This is a genomic window from Cupriavidus sp. U2 (assembly GCF_009663685.2).
GTDB classification, from domain to species: domain Bacteria; phylum Pseudomonadota; class Gammaproteobacteria; order Burkholderiales; family Burkholderiaceae; genus Cupriavidus; species Cupriavidus necator_C.
The window spans coordinates 137,551-152,914 of the sequence record NZ_RCOG02000006.1 but is presented as its reverse complement, the minus strand read 5'-3'; the positions used below and the strand labels follow the sequence as shown (position 1 = coordinate 152,914).

The following is a 15,364-nucleotide window of genomic DNA, read 5'->3' as shown; positions in this document are numbered from 1 at the left end:
CGCAAAAAACGCCTGTTGGCGCCGGACGCGGCTAGTAGACGTCGCGCCGGTAGTGGCCGGTATCGATCATCTGCTGCAGGCGCGCATCGCCCAGGATATCGGCCAGCACCGCATGCACGCCGCTGGCCATGCCCTGCAGGCTGCCGCAGACGTAGATGGACGCGCCTTGTGCCACCCACGCCGCGATATCGGCCGCCGCCGCCCGCACGGCGTCCTGCACGTAGTGCGGCACGCCGCCGTCGCGCGACCACGCGCGGTCGATACGCTGCAGCACGCCCTGTTCGCGCCACGCCGCAAGTTCTGCCCCGTGGAAGTCGTCGTGCGCGGCGGCGCGCTCGCCAAACAGCAGCCAGTTGCGATGCCAGCCCTGGGCGGCGCGGGTCTTGATCAGCGCCCGCAGGCCGGCCAGCCCGGTACCGTTGCCGATCAGGATCAGCGGCCGGTCGTCGTCGGGCGCGTGGAAGCCGCGATTGCTGCGCACGCGCAGCGCAATGTGGGCGCCCTCGGCGGCGTACCGCGTCAGCCAGCCCGAAGCCAGACCGAGCGAGCCATCCGCACGCACGGTCTGCCGCACCAGCAGTTCAAGCCTGCCATCGGCCGGCAGCGACGCAATCGAATACTCGCGATGCGGCAACGCCGGCAGCGCATCGACCAGCGCCTGCGGCGCCAGGCCCGCCATCGTCGACAGATGCGCATCGGGCAGGGGCAAGCGCGTGGCCAGTGCGTCGGCCAGCGTCATCGGACGGCTGTCGCAGCGGACCTGGATCGCACCATCGAGCGACAGCTTGTCCAGCAGCCGCGCCACCGCCTCAGGCGGCTGGCAGGGGCCGACTTCGGCGATATCGCCGGCCTGCCACGCCAGATCGCCGGCGGCTTCCGGCACCAGCGCCAGATGCCAGGCCGGCTGCCCGAGACTGCCCGGGTTCAGCAGCCGGCGCTCCACAAGCTGCCACCGCCCGTAGCGCGGCCGCTCCCAATCTTCGATCTCGGCGCCGCCGCACAGCGCCGACAGGTGGTTCTGCCAGTGCCGCAGCGCGCCGGGGTCGCCGTTGTCGACTTCGACCATATCGAACAGCGGCTTGGCCTGATGGCGTTGCAGCCAGCTGGACAGCGTATGGCCGAAGGCGCAGAAGCGCGCATAGCTGCTGTCGCCCAGCGCCAGAATGCCGTAGCGCAGTGGCTGTAGCGCGTCGGGCGTGGTGCCAGACAGCAGCTTGCGCGCAAAGCCCGAAGCCATGTCCGGCGCATCGCCCTCGCCCGTGGTGCTGACCAGGAACAGGGCCTGCCCGCACGCGGCCAGATGCCTGCCATCGAGATCGGCAAACGACAGCAGTTGCACCGGCATGCCCGCGCCCTGCAGCGCCCGAGCTGTTTGCGTCGCCAGTTGTTCGGCAAAGCCGGTCTGGCTGGCGTACGCCACCAATGTCGGCTTGCCCTGGCCGTCGCCGGGTGCCGACAGCATCGCGCGCGCCGCGCGGCGCCGCCGGTGTGCGCCAATCACACCGGCGCAGAATGCGATATAGGCCACGACCACGCCCGCCGCCGCCAGGGTGCGGCCGTGCGCCAGCATGGCCAGCGCCACGCCGGCCGCGAAGACGATGCCCCACAGCCAGCGCGTCATGACAGCATCGCCGCAAAGGCCGGCGTGGTGCGTTCGTCGAAGCCTTCCGGCGTGCGCACCAGGAACCGCGCCGCCAGCGCGTGGCGCTGCGCGAAAGCCATGCCGGCCTGGGGCCCGAGCACGGTCAGCGCGGTGGACAGCGCATCGGCCAGCATGCAATCGCGATGAATCACCGTGACCGATGCCAGCGCGTGGGCGGCCGGATAGCCGGTGCGCGGATCGATCGTATGGGCAATGCGTTGTCCGTCCCGCTCGAAGTAGCGGCGATAGTCACCGGACGTGGCCACCGACAAACCGAGCAGCGCAACCAGCGTACGCGCGGGCGCGGCACCATCCGCCGTAGGCGATTCCAGTTCGACCCACCACGGCATGCCATCGGGCTTGAGCCCCTGGCCGCGCAGCTCGCCGCCGATTTCCACCAGATGGTGCGCCAACCCTTGTGCGTCGAGATGGCGCGACACGGCATCGACGGCAAACCCCTTGGCGATGGCGCAAAAGTCCAGCGACACCCCGCCGGGCTGGCGCACACGGCGCCGACCGGCATCGACGTCCAGCCGCTGCCAGCCACAACGCTCCCGCGCGCGCAGCACGTCGTCCACCGACGGCGTGGCGGCACGCCGCCCTGCCGGACCGAAGCCCCACAGGTCCACCAGCGGGCCGGCGGTGGGGTCATAGGCGCCGCCACTGTCGCGCGCCGTCTGCAACGCCGCCTGCAGCACGCCGAAGCAATCGTCGGGCAGCGTGACCCAGCAATCGGCGGCGGCATGGTTGAAGCGCGACAGGTCCGATGTATCCGACCAGTTGCTCATCTGCGCGATGACGCCATCGAGCACGGCGCGGATGCCGGCTTCGATCGCCTCGCCCCGGTCGTCGGCCTGCCCCGGCGCCAGCACGGCACTGACCGACCACGTGGTGCCCATGGTTTCGCCCGCCCATTGCCGCACCTGCCCCGCCGGAACGGGCGACGGCGGGGGCGCGGCCAGCGCGACGGGGATCAGCACGCGGTGCATGGGCAGTCCGGGGTCGTGCTTATTGCGGCAGCACTTCCACGGTCACGGCGTACGTGGCACGGCGCGCCTTGGCTTCCTTGATCGACGTCTTGTCGTCGCGGGTCTCGGCTTCCATCCAGTACATGCCCGGCGCCGGATACTTGACGCTGAACTTGCCGTCCGCATCGGTCGTGGCCTCGATCTCGTTCAGGCGGTCGCGGTAGCGGATGCCGCCCGGCACCACCGATACCTTCTGGCTGGCGGCCGGCTTGCCGTCGAGCAGCAGGCGGAAGCTGGCCGTTTCACCGGCGATCAGGTCGTTCGGATGAGTGATCGGCGCCAGTTCCAGGCCCTTGCCCGTGGTGTTCAGCACCTGCCGGGTCGGACGGCCGTTCGTGACATAGGTCTCGATGCGGCCGGCGATTTCGTTGACCTGCAGGTCCTGCGCGCCGGCCGGCACGTTCTTCGCGAACGTATCGGCGGCACCGCGCCAGCGCTTGGTCTGGCCGTTTTCCTTCCAGCTCGCGAACACCCCCTGGTTGACCACGGCCACGCGATAGGTGCCAGGCTGGGTCAGGTGCAGGTCGAACGTGCTGCGGTACTTGCCGGTCGATGCGTTTTCCGCCGATACGGCGGTCTTGCCATCGGGCGCGGTCACGGCCAGGTTGTCCAGCCGCATCGGCACGTGTTCGAAGTAGAACAGGTCGTTGGACACCGCGGCGTCCACGGTCACCCAGGCGTCCTTCTCTGACAGCACGGTGGCCGACGGCAGCAGCCACTGGCGGTGCGCGTGAGCGGCCAGCGGGGCCAGCGCGGCCAGCGCCAGGACGGCGAGGCGGGTGGAAAGACGGCTGGAAAAGCCGGCAGAAGCGCGGGCAGGAGGGCGGGCAGCAATGCGGGCAGGCTTGGTCATGGTCGGACTCCGTTCGGTTCGCATCAAGGTTTGACTTCGACGGTCACGCCGCCGAGTTCGTGTTCGCCTTTGGCGCTGGCGGTCTGTGCGGCCTTGGCCGGCCACGAGAACGGCACGCGCACCAGTTCGCGGCCGCCCACTTCGCGCGCGGCTTCGACCACCAGCTGGTAGTCGCCGGCCGGCAGCTTGCCCAGCGGCGCCTTGCCATCCTTGAAGGTCAGCGCATGCTCGCCCGGTGCGCGCGTGGCGCCGGACACGCCGTCTGCGGGCATCTGCATGTCGCGGCCGGCCTTGCGCCACCACTGGCGCATGTCCTTGAGCCACTTCGTGCCCTCGCCTTCCTTGTTTTTGGCGTCGTACCAGACCGCCAGCGTCTGCACTGGGCTCTGGTCGGCGCGCTCGATCCACATCGCCACGTACGGACGGTGGTATTCCGCCACGTTCAGGCGGGGAATCTCCACCTTGACGTTCAGGTCGGCGGCCATGGCGGGCGCCAGCGGCGCGGCGGCAAGGCCGGTCATGGTGACGGTCAGGAGTCGGCGCATTGTCAAAACTACCTTTCTCGATGGAATGGGAAGTGAAGCGGATCAGTGGATGTACAGGATGGCCAGCAGCAGCGGTATCACCAGCCCCGCCCCCACCAGCGGCCACGTGGCCACGCGGCCCGACGCGTGCAGCTTCAGCAGGAACAGGCCAGTCACGCTGAACACCAGACAGGCGATGGCGAAGACATCGATGAACAGGCTCCACGCCCGGCCCGTGTTGCGGCCCTTGTGCAGATCGTTCAGGTACGAGACGGCACCGCGCGAGGTGGATTCGAACTGCACTTCGCCGGAATCGAGCGCCACGCTGACCCAGGCATCGCCGCCGGGACGCGGCAGGCCCACGTAGATTTCGTCGGCCGACCATTCCGCGTCGCGCCCGGCCGCATCGACATCGAGCGAGCGGGCCAGCCAGTCCGCCAGCGCTGGCGGCACGGGCCCCTTCTGGTTCTTTCTGTCGGCGCCGGCCGGCATGGCACTGCGCAGCGCACTGACCACATCGCGCGGCGCCGTCTCGGTACGCGTGACAACCTTGGGCCGGGCCTCGATCTGGCCGGCATGGTTGAGCGTGAATCCGGTAATGGCGAACATCAGCATCCCGATCAGGCAGATCGCGGAACTGATCCAGTGCCACTGGTGAAGATGCTTGAGCCAGAACGCGCGGCGCTGCTGGCCGGAAACTGGCGCGGTGTCGGTCATTCGGATGCTGGAGACGATGCGCGGGGTGCGCCGGACGGCGCGTCATCCGCTGCGGAAACTGGCGATGACATCACAATGTCGCCGCGAGCCGGAAGGATGATAATTGTTCTCATTTGGCGCGGCAACCATGGGCGGCTGCGCGGTGAGGGTGTTTTGGTTACGGTTGATTACGCTGGCGTCCCTGACGATCCCATCTGGCGCCGGGCCGGGCCCGTCGGCAAATCTTGCGTCGCTGCCGGTCGAACCTGCAATCCGTGACGCGCTTGCCCACTTATCGGGCGCGCACGCGCGGACGCTGGCGGGCCACCCGGGTGGCGTGGCGTTTGCAGGCCTTTACTCCACGGGCCTGATTCCCAGGCCGCAATCGGAGACATCTCATGAAAACAGTCTGGATCCTTGTTGCGGACGAGGGTGTCGCGAGGATAGTCGCCGCGCGCGGCGACAATGCGCGGCTGGAAGAGGTCGAGAAGATCACCGATGCCGGCGCCCACGCGGACAATGCCGATCTGAGGCGCGACGCCTACGGCCGGCGGGCGCAGGCGTCCGTTCAGGGCGATGCCGGCCACCCCGGCGCACACGCAGGCCGCATGGCCACGGTGGTGTCATCGGCGGGCGAGGACGAGATTCACCAGGAAGCGCAGTTGTTTGCGCGCCGGGTGGCGAAGATGCTGGAAGACGCCCGCAGCAAGCAGCGATTCGACGAACTGGTGGTGATCGCGCCGCCCCGCTTTCTGGGGCTGCTGCGCAAGGCCTTGCCGCAGTCGGTAAGCGATGCCGTGACGCGGGAACTGGGCAAGGACTATTGCCAGCTTCCTGACCAGGACCTGCAGCAGCGCATGGCCGACGACGGCATCATGCCGGCACGCCGCGATCCGCGCATCGGCACCGGCCAGGGCGGCGGCAATGCCATCGGCAGCCTGCCGATGCGGTAGGCGCCCGCCGACTGTCTGACGAATGCCCGGGGGCGCGCCGTGCCAAGCGCCCGCGGGCAGCCTGCTTCGGGGCAGCAGGGCTTCAACGCTCAGGCCGGTGCCGGCTCCGGCCCGCGCCGGAAGCTGATGGCCAGGCGGTTGAACGCGTTCATCAGGCCGATGGCCATGGTCAGGTCGGCCAGTTCCTTTTCGCTGAAGGCCGCTGCGGCCACATCGAAATCGGCATCGGGCACATGGGTATCCGCCACGCGCGTCACCGATTCGGCCCAGCGCAGGGCCGCCTTCTCGCGGTCGCTGAACAGCGCGCCCGCTTCGTGCCAGGCCGGCAACAGCGCCAGCTTCTGCGGCGACACGCCCTTCTTGATCAGGTCGCGCGTGTGCATGTCCAGGCAGTAGGCGCAGTTGTTGATCTGGCTGACGCGCAGGTAGACCAGGTCGACGAGCACGTCTTCCAGCCCCGACTGCATGATGTAGCCATACACGCCGCCGAAGGCCTTCACGCCGTTCGGCGCTGCCTTGGTGTAGTCCAGTCTCATTTCAGGGCTCCTTGTCCTTTGGTGCGGGATCACTGTTCGTAGGTGGTCAGGTTCTTGTCGTCGGTGTCGACGACAAACACGGCCAGCAGCTTGGCCGGCTGGGTCTTGCTCGCGTTGCGGCTGACCGGGTGGCGCGCGCCGGGCGCCTCGTAGAACGATTCCCCGGCCTTGTAGACACGCTCGGGCCCGTCGTTCACCTTGCTGGCGATGCTGCCAGACACCACATAAGCGTAGATGAATGCCGATTTGGCATGCACGTGCGGCTTCGACGCCCCGCCCGGGGCATAGTCGACTTCCACGGCCACCACTGACTTGCCCGGGATATTGGGAATCGCGTGCGAGAAGTTCGGCTTGACGCTTTCAGCCGCGCCGTGGTCCGTCGTGCCGTGGGCGATGGCCGCGCCGGTGAACGCCAGTCCCGTCGCAGCAAGGATCGATACAAATAGCTTGCCGGATTGCATGTTCCTCTCCTGGTTGATGGATAGAATCATGGACGCCCGGTAGTGCAATCGAAAGAACCAAAAACCGCAAATCCCGCTGTACCAGACGCGATGACGCCCCCGCTCCCCCTACAGCTTGACCTGAAGCTCGACCGCCAGTCGCCGACGTCACTGGCCGAGCAGATCCGGCTCGGCATCGTCAGCGCCATCGAAAGCCAGGTGCTGCTGCCGGGCGCCCGGCTGCCGTCCTGGGTGGATCTTGCGGCACAGCTAGGCGTCGCGCGCGGCACGGTGAAGGCCGCCTACGAACGCCTGGTCGATGCGCAGTGGCTGGTGTCGTCGCGCGCCGGGGGCACGCGCGTCGCCGATCTGGCGCCGAAAACGCGCAACGTGGCCGATCCCGGACGGCCGGTCCAGACCGAGCTGCAAGCGGCGCTGTACCAGCATTTCCTGCCGGGCCCGGCGGTATTCCAGATGGGCGTGCCGGCATCGGATTGCTTTCCGGCCACGCTGTTTGCGCGCTTGAGGGCCCGTGCGGCGCGTGACGAGATCGAGGCGCCTGCGTCCTATCCCGATCCGCGCGGCGAACAGGCGCTGCGACGCGAGATTGCCGCGCATCTGGCGCTGGCGCGCGGCATCGCCTGTCACCCGTCGCAGATCTTTATCGCGGCCGGCTTCACCGGCGCGCTTGGCGTGGCCTTGCGCGTGATCCAGGCGCCGGGGCGGCAGGCGTGGGTGGAAAACCCCGGATTCATGCTCAGCCGCAACGCGCTGGCCATCGCCCAGTTCACGCCGGTGCCGGTGCCCGTGGACGCGGACGGCATGGACGTCGGCCATGGCGAACGCCACGCGCCCGAGGCCGCGCTGGCGATGGTCACGCCGGGCCAGCAGGCGCCGCTGGGTCCTACCCTGTCACTGGCGCGCCGGATGCAACTGCTCGGCTGGGCCAGCCGCGCCGATGCGTGGATCATCGAGGACGACTACCTGGGCGAACTCCAGCTCAGGCGTCGCGCCGCGCCGGCCCTGGCATCGCTCGATCGGGCGGGCCGCGTGATCCATATCGGCTCATTCAGCAAGACCATCAGCCCGACCCTGCGGCTTGGCTTTGCCGTGGTGCCGCCCGGTCTGGTGGGGCAGTTCGAGGAAGCCGTGGCCTGCCTGGGTTCCGCGCCGGGCCCCGCCGTACAGATGGCCACCGCCGCCTTCATGCGCGACGGGCACTACCTGCGGCACCTGCGGCGCATGAAGCGCATCTATGCGGCACGGAGCCAGACCCTGCTCGACGCGCTGGCGGCGCGGCAATTTCGCGCCTATCCGGCCGGCCTGGCCGTGGTCGTGCAGTTGCCCGATGGCGCCGACGACCGTCGCATCGCCCGCGAGGCCTATGCCTACGGCATGGCCCCGGCACCGCTGTCGGGGTTCTATTGCTCACCGGACACACAGCGCGCCGGGCTGCTGCTCGGCGTGGCCACCGCGATCGAGCATCAGGTGCCCAATGCCTGCGATCGCCTGCGGCAACTGATCGATAAATTCGCCTGACGCCTGACGCCCGCCGGCCTTAGCGCAGCACGCGCCAGGTTGACTGCACCAGCCCCGAGGGGAAGTGCCGGCTCGATTCGAGCGCCAGCCCAATGTCGCGCGGCAGGGCGCCGAACAGCGGGCGGCCCGCCCCGATCAGCACCGGCACCGTGGTGACCACCATGTCGGCGATCAGTCCGTCGCGCAGGCACGACTGGATCAGCTGGCCGCCATCGACATAGACGCGGCGCACGCCCTGCGCCGCCAGTTCGGCAAACGCCTGGGCGGGCGTGGTATCCGAAAACCGGACCTTGCCCTGCAGATGGGCAGGGACCGGCTGGCGCGCCAGTTGCCGGGACAGGACGAGCACGGGCCGGTCGTAAAACCAGTCGCCCATCGTCAGCACTTTCTCGTAGCTGCCCCGACCCATCACGATCATGTCCTTGTCGGCGATGAAGTCGGCGTAGCCATGGTCTTCGGCGGGATCGTCCCGCTCCAGCAGCCAGCCGATGTCGCCGTCGGGCCGTGCGATATAGCCGTCGAGGCTGGTGGCAATGAAAACGTGTCCAGTCGTCATCAAGGTTCCGTTGTTATTCGAAGGGCGCGTCCAGCCCGCGCAGGCACAGGGCGAAGCCCAGCGTGTCCGCGCACCGGGCACTGACGTAGCGGACGATACCGCCCCGGTCCACCAGGAACACGGTGTCCTGCGCGCGATCCGCCAGGGCGAGGATAGCGTCTTCGGTCAATCGCTCCATGCCGCTCTCTGTGCGCGCCGCTTGCTCTCGCTGCGTTGTGCCAATCCGTAGTACCTGCGTCAGATTCGACGAATCTGGAGATATTGCCATAGCCAGACACCGCCCGGGCAGTCATCCGCCGCCCAGACATCAGAAAGCGGCGCCCTGTCCACTATTCCCTTACTGGTATCAATCCTCAGTCAAGTTTCCGCTTTGGCTTGCCGTTAGCGCCGCTCATAGAGAGGACGTCTCGAAAAGCGCCCCGACGATCAACGAAGCGAAATGGAGGAGATGGGATGTTGCAAGAACTGAGTCTGAGAAAGAAGCTCATGCTGCCGCTGGTGCTGAGCTGGGTCTGCCTGCTGGCCATCACGTTGTGGAACGTCTGGCAGATGCGCGAGCAGCGGCTGCAGGATCGCAAGGTCGCGCTGGAACAGGTGACGGACACCGCCAATTCAGTGGTTGCCGAATACGAGGCCATGGCCCGCGCCGGCAAGCTCAGCACCGAGGACGCCCAGAAGCAGGCCATCGACCGCGTGCGCGCCATGCGCTTTGGCGCCGACGGCTACTTCACCATCATGCGCTCCGACACCGTGGTGCTGATGCATGCCATCAAGGCCGAACTCAACGGCAAGAACATGGCCGACACGAAGGACGCCAACGGCGTCTACCTGTTCCGCGACATCGCGCAGATCGGCAAGACCACCGGCAAGGGATTCATCGAATACCTGTGGCCCAAGCCCGGCGCCGACGCCCCGCAGCCCAAGCTCAGCTACACGCTGAACTTCAGGCCGTGGGACTGGAACTTCATTGCCGGCCTGTACCTGGACGACATCCACGCCGAATTCCGTACTGCGCTCTGGAAGGCGCTGGGCTGGCTGATTGCCGTGGGCGCATTGATGAGCGTGGTGATGGTGCGCATCTCGATCAGCCTGCAGCGGCAACTGGGCGGCGAGCCTGCCCTGACGTCGCGGATAGCCGCGCGCATCGCCGACGGCGACCTGGGCACCCACGTGGAAACTGCCCCGCACGACCGCGACAGCGTGCTGTACAACATGCAGCAGATGCAGGCGCGCCTGACCGGCGCCATCGGCCAGATCCGTGGGTCGGCAGATTCCATCGCCGGCGCCGCGCGCCAGATTGCGGCGGGCAACGTCGACCTGTCGCGCCGCAGCGAGGAACAGGCCGCCTCGCTGGAACAAACCGCCGCGAGCATGGAAGAACTGACCAGCACCGTGCGCCAGAGCGCCGATAACGCGCGCCAGGCCGCGCACCTGGCCGAAGGCGCGTCGGACATCGCCGTGCGGGGCGGGGAGATCGTGCACAAGGTGGTGGAAACGATGGGCGAGATCAAGGCCGCGTCGGGCAAGGTGGTGGACATCATCGCCGTGATCGAGGGCATCGCTTTCCAGACCAACATCCTGGCACTGAACGCGGCCGTGGAAGCGGCCCGCGCCGGCGAGCAGGGGCGCGGCTTTGCGGTGGTGGCCGGCGAGGTGCGCAGCCTGGCGCAACGCTCCGCCACGGCCGCCAAGGAAATCAAGGGCCTGATCGACAATTCCGCGCAGCGCGTGGAAGACGGCGCCACGCTGGTGGAAGGCGCTGGCAAGGCCATGGAGGAAATCGTCAGCGCCGTGAAGCGCGTGACCGACCTGATGGGCGAAATGCGCGCGGCTACCGAGGAACAAACCGGGGGCATCGAGCAGGTCAACCAGGCCGTATCCCAGATGGACCAGATGGCACAGCAGAACGCCGCACTGGTAGAAGAAGCCACAGCGGCCGCCGCATCGCTGGAAGACCAGGCCGATGCCCTGCACCGCGCGGTAGGACAGTTCCGGTTGGCGGGAGCGTTGTAGGAAGAAGGAAGTCCAAAGAGAAACGCGAGAAAGCTGTATAGCGTTATAGCGTTTTAGCCAGACTTGCCGGCCCGCAGCGATGCGGGCCGTTTTGTTGGGTGTCTGGCGGGCGGGGATGATTTACACAACACACCTTCATCGCTCCGCACAGGCAAAACAAAAAGGGCGACAGCCGAAGCCATCGCCCTTTCCCACCCCAGGTGCACGCCTGAAGCGTTTTACTTCTTCGCGTTCGTCAACGCCTGGAACTGCTGTGTCAGGTAGTTCTTGGTGTTGTTCATCTGGGCCACCGCCAGGTCCAGCGCGGTGAACTGCTTGCGGTAGCGTTCGATCTTTGCGTCGATGCGCACGCTCAGGTCCTCGTAACGCTTTTCGAGGTCCTTCATGCTGCGTTCGATGCCGGTGGTGACCGCGCCGATCGGGCCGCTTTCGCCGGTCATCTTGTCTACCGCATCGGACAGCCGGCGGGCGAAGCCGCCCGTGGTGCCGTCGCCCGCGAACAGCTGCGTCACGGTGGGCAGGTTGTCCTTCAGCGCGGCATCCAGCTTCTTGCTGTCGATCGCCATCGTGCCGTCCTTCTGCATCGACACGCCGATGGCGGCCAGCATGGTCGGGGCCTTGTCCGGCATGCCTGCCTCGGGCGTGTTCAGCACGGCGCGGATGGTCGTCTGGATGCCGCGGATCGACGTGTCGCCGTTCAGCGCGCCCTTCGTCATCGCCTTGGTGTCGAACGCGGTCAGCGACTTGATCGAGGACTGGATGTTGTTGTAGGCGGTGACCATCGCCTGGATGGAATTCTTGATGCTGTCGGTGTCCTGCGTCAGCGACAGCGACGTCGTGCCGGTCTTCTTGAGCGTCATGGTCACGCCCTGCGCGGCGTCCACCACGGTGTTGCTGGTGCTGGTGATGGCGATGCCATTGACCGTCAGCGCCGCGTTGGTGGCGCGCAGCGTTTCCTTCATCGCGTTCGATCCCGGCGTGGTCGGGTCGTAGCCCGCCACCCCCTGCAGTTCGGGCGACGAGCCCGTGATGCGCATGCTCATCGTCTCGCCGGTCTTGTCCGACGTCAGGATCAGCCGGTACGGCGTGGCGCTGCCATCGTTGATGATGCTGGCCTTGACGCCGATGCCGGCCTTGTTGATGGCATCGCGGATGTCCTGCAGCGACCCCTTGCCCGGGTCGATCGTGACCGTGCGGGGGTTGGGTACGGCAGCGGTGGCCGCATTGGGAGTGAACCCGGGGTTCACGTAGGTGCCGCTGGCTTCGTCCCAGCCGGTGGTGGTGCCGAACTCGAACGTCAGCGTGCCCGAACCGATCTGCACGTCCTGCTTGGCGTACCCGGTGCCGGCCAGCGACTGGGCCTGCGCCAGCCGCGTCACATTGACGCTGAGGTCGCTGGGTACGGCGTTGGCGGCGGTCGTCACCGTCATGATGTCGGCATTGCCCACCGCCGACTTGACCGCGCCGAAGGTGTCCCGGTTCATCAGCGCCTTGGCCGTGGCCTGGAAGCTGGTGAGCATGCTCTTGACCGTGCCATAGGCGGTCAGGCGGGTCTGGTAGGCCGTGTGCTGGTTGTCCAGCGCCGTCAGCGGCGCGCGCTCGGCGGTGGACAGCTTGTCCAGCAATGTGGACAGCTCGAGGTTGGCCCCAACCCCGAGGGAGGAAATCGATGCCATGGTTGTGTGCCCTTCTTCTTGTTCGTTTCTTTGTCACCCAGGTGCTGCGTCACCTGAATGTCCTGACATCCACATTTACGTCGCCCGAAAGTGGATCTTTAGCCTTTTTGATACAGAAACGATACAAAGACGATACAAAGCGGGGTTGAACCCGATAATTGAGCCTTACACATCACAAACAAGGCATGACATCAGGCGTTGGCCCAGGGCGGACAAGGCCGCATCGCACTGACGCAGCTGGGCTGTCATCGGTTTGTCATCGGCGCGGCGCCGGGCCAGCGCAGCATCGATCGAGGCGGCGATCAGCCGGCGCTGAGCCGCGATGTAATCGAGGCAGCGGGCTCGCGCCTCGGAGCCGCCATCGGCAAGCACGGCCAGCACGGGCACAAGCGGCAGCGTTCGGTAGCCGGCAAACGGAATCGATGCGATGCCACGCGCCGGGCCCAGCAGTTCAGGCATCAGCAGGCGGCATACGGCATCGCCCCAGACGGCCTTGTCCCGTGCCTCGTCGTCGCGACGCCGGGCCAGCGCCGCGGCGTAGCCGGGCTCGGCAACCTCACTCGCCCGCACGAGCGGGATGACATCCGCCGGCCACGATCCCGACGACACGACGGATACACAGTCAGCGCCGATATCGTGTTCGCCGCCGCGTCGCTTGGCCGCCAGCGACACGGCCTGCAGCCGGTCGGGCACCCAGGCGTCGAGCGGCACCATCGCGCAGGTGGACGGGCGGGACGCGTGGATCGTACAGCGGCCGTCGTCGGCCAGTGCAGGACAGCGTCCGCGCGACGGATAGTCGATGGCCTGCGTGGCGATCATCAGCACGTCGCCATTCGGCAGCGGATGGCCCTGCCGGCGCGCCAGCGCGGCAAACGCCGCCACGTCGTCGGCAGTGACTTCCACGAGGTGCCCGTCCACCATGTGCCGCGTGCCGGCCAGTGGCGGCCGCACGCGCCGCAACGACAGGGCGCCGACAAAGCGGTCGGCGTGGCGGAACAACTCGTCCATGCTCATCAGCGGCGGCGAATTGCAGCACTTGCCGCACGCCGTGCAATGAAAGCCGATCGCGACCGGATCACCGCGGCGCTCGCTGTCTACCATGGCCGACGCACCGAATCGTTGAAGCGCGTCAGGATGAAAGACTTCACCGCCGGGGAATGCAGCGCGCCAACCGTCGGCGCCACCCAGTCCGCCCGGCAGTCCGCCGCCCGTACCGCCAGCGCATTTGCCCACGGCACACGGGCATCCTCGATGCCGAGCGCGTCGCGCGCCGGCGCCAGTCCGGCAGCGTCGGCCACCGCGTAAGGCAGCGCCACCAGCGCGTTGCGGCGCAAGGCGGCAGCCAGCCGTTGCGACGACAGACGTTCGAAGCGCAGCTTGCGCGGATTGTCGGTGATGTCGCCAGGCTGGGGCCGCAGACCGGCCTCGCTATCGATGCGGATCAGCCCGTGGTTCTGCAGCAGCAGCAGCGCGCGCCCCTGCCCGGCCCGGTCTGCCGGGATGGCAATGACGGCGCCCACGGGCACCTCCCGCAGCGCCGCGATCTTCTCCGCGTACAACCCCATCGGATAGGTCACCGTATGGGCCACCGTGCAGACCGATGCATCGCCCGCCAGTGCCTGGGCATCCTCCGCAATCGAGGCGTCGATGCGGCGCGCGCGCAGCGCACGGCGCACGGCGGCGGCGTCCGCGAAGGACACCGCCTGCAATGGCACCGCGCCACCCGCGTTCGCTGCCGCCGCCACAAGCTCGCGGTCGGCCTGGCTGGCCACCCCGATGCGCACGACAGGCCGCGCGTTCACGGCCACGTCAGCGTGTGTCGCGGCCCACACCGGCAGGTGCAGCGCCCAGGCACAGCCCAATCCCAGCCACAGCGCCTTAACCATCGCGAAGCACCGTCCGGAAACCGATATGCGACGTCGGCAGGTCGCGCTCGGCCGGTTCGCGCGCCGAAGCCCGGTAGCGCACGCAGAAGTCCGGCGCGCACAGGAACGAGCCGCCCTTGATGACCGCCATGCGCGTGTCCCGCGGGTGGCCGGACCGGCCCGACAGCGCCGCCACGAACGCGGTATCGCCGTTGGCGTGCGACTGGCGCGGCCCGGTGTACGGGTCGGCGGTCCATTCCCACGCGTTGGCGATCATGTCGTACAGGCCGAAGGCATTCGCCGTGAAGCAGCCCACCGGCGCCAGGCCGTCGAAGCCGTCGCGGGCGCTGTTCAGCACCGGGAACACGCCTTGCCAGTAGTTGGCCGTGGGCGTCCCATCCGCATTGGCTGGCGCGGTTTCCAGCGCCGCGCCACTCTGGCCGGCCTTGGCCGCGTACTCCCATTCGTCCTCGGTCGGCAGGTCGCGGCCAAGCCACTGCGCGTAAGCGCGCGCATCGGCCTGCGTCACCAGCGTGACCGGCTGATTGTCCTTGCCGTCGATGGTCGATGCCGGGCCGGACGGATGCCGCCAGTCGGCGCCGCGCACCATCGACCACCAGGCATAGGGCCGTTGCTGCAGTTCATCGCCGGTCGGCTTGTGGAACACCACGGCCTCGCCGGCGCGCTCGGCGTCGGTGCGATACCCGGTGGCCTGCACGAAGGCGGCGAACTGCGCATTGGTAACTTCGGTACGGTCGATCCAGAAGCTGCCCACGCGCGTCTTGCCGGCAGGCCGTTCATCGGGATAGCCGAGCGTGGTGCCCGGCACGAATTCGCCGCCGCGCACGTGTGCCATGCCTGCCTTGCCCTGCTTGCGCCAGTCATCGGGCAAGCCTGTATAGGCAGCGCACTGGCGCGGCGTGCCGAGCGCCGCCGCGCCGTGCAGCGGCACGGCGCGTACCGCCAGCGTTGCCGCCAGCCCCGCCCCAAAGGCGGCGCCGGCGATCTTCCCCAGTTTGCGGATTCCAGGCAGTGCCACGGCC

Annotated in this window: 16 protein-coding genes; 3 read left to right on the top strand and 13 right to left on the bottom strand. The window is 67.9% G+C overall.

Annotated elements, in window-relative coordinates:
• Nucleotides 1-31 precede the first annotated feature (31 nt).
• From D9X30_RS06560 to D9X30_RS06540, 5 genes are read right to left on the bottom strand one after another with little or no spacing between them, the layout of a single operon-like run.
• A complete protein-coding gene (locus tag D9X30_RS06560) occupies nt 32-1,621 on the bottom strand; it encodes a sulfite reductase subunit alpha (RefSeq protein WP_153946936.1) in 1,590 nt (529 codons plus the stop codon).
• A complete protein-coding gene (locus D9X30_RS06555; RefSeq protein ID WP_153946935.1) occupies nt 1,618-2,631 on the bottom strand; it encodes an FAD:protein FMN transferase in 1,014 nt (337 codons plus the stop codon). The genes D9X30_RS06560 and D9X30_RS06555 overlap by 4 nt, the downstream gene beginning before the upstream one ends.
• Nucleotides 2,632-2,650: 19 nt before the next feature.
• Nucleotides 2,651-3,523 carry a DUF4198 domain-containing protein gene (locus D9X30_RS06550; RefSeq protein ID WP_153946934.1) on the bottom strand — a complete coding sequence of 291 codons (873 nt, stop codon included), beginning with the start codon at nt 3,521-3,523 and terminating at the stop codon, nt 2,651-2,653.
• A 23-nt stretch (nt 3,524-3,546) separates the two neighbouring features.
• On the bottom strand, nt 3,547-4,068 hold the full coding sequence (locus D9X30_RS06545; RefSeq protein WP_092597077.1) for a DUF2271 domain-containing protein: 522 nt from the start codon (nt 4,066-4,068) through the stop codon (nt 3,547-3,549).
• 42 nt (nt 4,069-4,110) lie between these two features.
• Complete coding sequence (locus D9X30_RS06540) at nt 4,111-4,764, bottom strand: PepSY-associated TM helix domain-containing protein (RefSeq protein WP_153946933.1); 654 nt, start codon at nt 4,762-4,764, stop codon at nt 4,111-4,113.
• Between the two features lie 377 nt (nt 4,765-5,141).
• Between D9X30_RS06540 and D9X30_RS06535 the strand changes: the two genes are divergently transcribed.
• On the top strand, nt 5,142-5,696 hold the full coding sequence (locus D9X30_RS06535; RefSeq protein WP_153946932.1) for a host attachment protein: 555 nt from the start codon (nt 5,142-5,144) through the stop codon (nt 5,694-5,696).
• 89 nt (nt 5,697-5,785) lie between these two features.
• Here D9X30_RS06535 and D9X30_RS06530 read toward each other — a convergent pair whose 3' ends face one another.
• Both D9X30_RS06530 and D9X30_RS06525 read right to left on the bottom strand, forming a co-directional pair.
• Nucleotides 5,786-6,232: a carboxymuconolactone decarboxylase family protein gene (locus D9X30_RS06530; protein ID WP_153946931.1), complete on the bottom strand. Its 447-nt coding sequence runs from the start codon at nt 6,230-6,232 to the stop codon at nt 5,786-5,788.
• Between the two features lie 29 nt (nt 6,233-6,261).
• Nucleotides 6,262-6,693, bottom strand: coding sequence for a cupin domain-containing protein (locus D9X30_RS06525; RefSeq protein ID WP_153946930.1), 432 nt, complete (start codon nt 6,691-6,693; stop codon nt 6,262-6,264).
• Nucleotides 6,694-6,783: 90 nt separating this feature from the next.
• Here D9X30_RS06525 and pdxR point away from each other — a divergent pair, with 90 nt between their 5' ends.
• A complete protein-coding gene (gene pdxR, locus D9X30_RS06520) occupies nt 6,784-8,211 on the top strand; it encodes a MocR-like pyridoxine biosynthesis transcription factor PdxR (protein WP_153946929.1) in 1,428 nt (475 codons plus the stop codon).
• A gap of 19 nt (nt 8,212-8,230) precedes the next feature.
• Here the strand turns inward: pdxR and D9X30_RS06515 are convergent, their stop codons facing one another.
• Complete coding sequence (locus tag D9X30_RS06515; RefSeq protein WP_153946928.1) at nt 8,231-8,767, bottom strand: dihydrofolate reductase family protein; 537 nt, start codon at nt 8,765-8,767, stop codon at nt 8,231-8,233.
• A 13-nt stretch (nt 8,768-8,780) separates the two neighbouring features.
• Complete coding sequence (locus D9X30_RS06510) at nt 8,781-8,945, bottom strand: hypothetical protein (protein WP_153946927.1); 165 nt, start codon at nt 8,943-8,945, stop codon at nt 8,781-8,783.
• A 275-nt stretch (nt 8,946-9,220) separates the two neighbouring features.
• On the opposite strand from D9X30_RS06510, the gene D9X30_RS06505 reads away from it, so the two are divergent.
• A complete protein-coding gene (locus tag D9X30_RS06505) occupies nt 9,221-10,780 on the top strand; it encodes a methyl-accepting chemotaxis protein (protein ID WP_153946926.1) in 1,560 nt (519 codons plus the stop codon).
• 218 nt (nt 10,781-10,998) lie between these two features.
• On the opposite strand, the gene fliD is transcribed toward D9X30_RS06505, so the two are convergent.
• From fliD to D9X30_RS06485, 4 genes are all read right to left on the bottom strand, one after another.
• Nucleotides 10,999-12,456, bottom strand: coding sequence for a flagellar filament capping protein FliD (gene fliD, locus D9X30_RS06500; protein ID WP_153946925.1), 1,458 nt, complete (start codon nt 12,454-12,456; stop codon nt 10,999-11,001).
• A 165-nt stretch (nt 12,457-12,621) separates the two neighbouring features.
• Complete coding sequence (locus D9X30_RS06495; RefSeq protein ID WP_153946924.1) at nt 12,622-13,557, bottom strand: YkgJ family cysteine cluster protein; 936 nt, start codon at nt 13,555-13,557, stop codon at nt 12,622-12,624.
• A complete protein-coding gene (locus D9X30_RS06490) occupies nt 13,551-14,342 on the bottom strand; it encodes a MetQ/NlpA family ABC transporter substrate-binding protein (RefSeq protein WP_153946923.1) in 792 nt (263 codons plus the stop codon). The genes D9X30_RS06495 and D9X30_RS06490 overlap by 7 nt, the downstream gene beginning before the upstream one ends.
• Nucleotides 14,335-15,360 (bottom strand): formylglycine-generating enzyme family protein, encoded by a 1,026-nt coding sequence (locus D9X30_RS06485; protein ID WP_502799614.1) that lies wholly within the window; start codon nt 15,358-15,360, stop codon nt 14,335-14,337. Before D9X30_RS06485 ends, D9X30_RS06490 begins: the two co-directional genes overlap by 8 nt.
• Nucleotides 15,361-15,364 lie beyond the last annotated feature (4 nt).

What these genes read in the sequence shown, in the direction of transcription:
- D9X30_RS06490 (WP_153946923.1), bottom strand. Translation starts at nt 14,342, where the DNA reads ATGGTTAAGGCGCTGTGGCTGGGATTGGGCTGTGCCTGGGCGCTGCAC.
- D9X30_RS06535 (WP_153946932.1), top strand. Translation starts at nt 5,142, where the DNA reads ATGAAAACAGTCTGGATCCTTGTTGCGGACGAGGGTGTCGCGAGGATA.
- D9X30_RS06510 (WP_153946927.1), bottom strand. Translation starts at nt 8,945, where the DNA reads ATGGAGCGATTGACCGAAGACGCTATCCTCGCCCTGGCGGATCGCGCG.
- D9X30_RS06555 (WP_153946935.1), bottom strand. Translation starts at nt 2,631, where the DNA reads ATGCACCGCGTGCTGATCCCCGTCGCGCTGGCCGCGCCCCCGCCGTCG.
- D9X30_RS06540 (WP_153946933.1), bottom strand. Translation starts at nt 4,764, where the DNA reads ATGACCGACACCGCGCCAGTTTCCGGCCAGCAGCGCCGCGCGTTCTGG.
- D9X30_RS06550 (WP_153946934.1), bottom strand. Translation starts at nt 3,523, where the DNA reads ATGACCAAGCCTGCCCGCATTGCTGCCCGCCCTCCTGCCCGCGCTTCT.
- D9X30_RS06545 (WP_092597077.1), bottom strand. Translation starts at nt 4,068, where the DNA reads ATGCGCCGACTCCTGACCGTCACCATGACCGGCCTTGCCGCCGCGCCG.
- D9X30_RS06505 (WP_153946926.1), top strand. Translation starts at nt 9,221, where the DNA reads ATGTTGCAAGAACTGAGTCTGAGAAAGAAGCTCATGCTGCCGCTGGTG.
- D9X30_RS06495 (WP_153946924.1), bottom strand. Translation starts at nt 13,557, where the DNA reads ATGGTAGACAGCGAGCGCCGCGGTGATCCGGTCGCGATCGGCTTTCAT.
- D9X30_RS06525 (WP_153946930.1), bottom strand. Translation starts at nt 6,693, where the DNA reads ATGCAATCCGGCAAGCTATTTGTATCGATCCTTGCTGCGACGGGACTG.
- pdxR (WP_153946929.1), top strand. Translation starts at nt 6,784, where the DNA reads ATGACGCCCCCGCTCCCCCTACAGCTTGACCTGAAGCTCGACCGCCAG.
- D9X30_RS06530 (WP_153946931.1), bottom strand. Translation starts at nt 6,232, where the DNA reads ATGAGACTGGACTACACCAAGGCAGCGCCGAACGGCGTGAAGGCCTTC.
- D9X30_RS06515 (WP_153946928.1), bottom strand. Translation starts at nt 8,767, where the DNA reads ATGACGACTGGACACGTTTTCATTGCCACCAGCCTCGACGGCTATATC.
- D9X30_RS06560 (WP_153946936.1), bottom strand. Translation starts at nt 1,621, where the DNA reads ATGACGCGCTGGCTGTGGGGCATCGTCTTCGCGGCCGGCGTGGCGCTG.
- fliD (WP_153946925.1), bottom strand. Translation starts at nt 12,456, where the DNA reads ATGGCATCGATTTCCTCCCTCGGGGTTGGGGCCAACCTCGAGCTGTCC.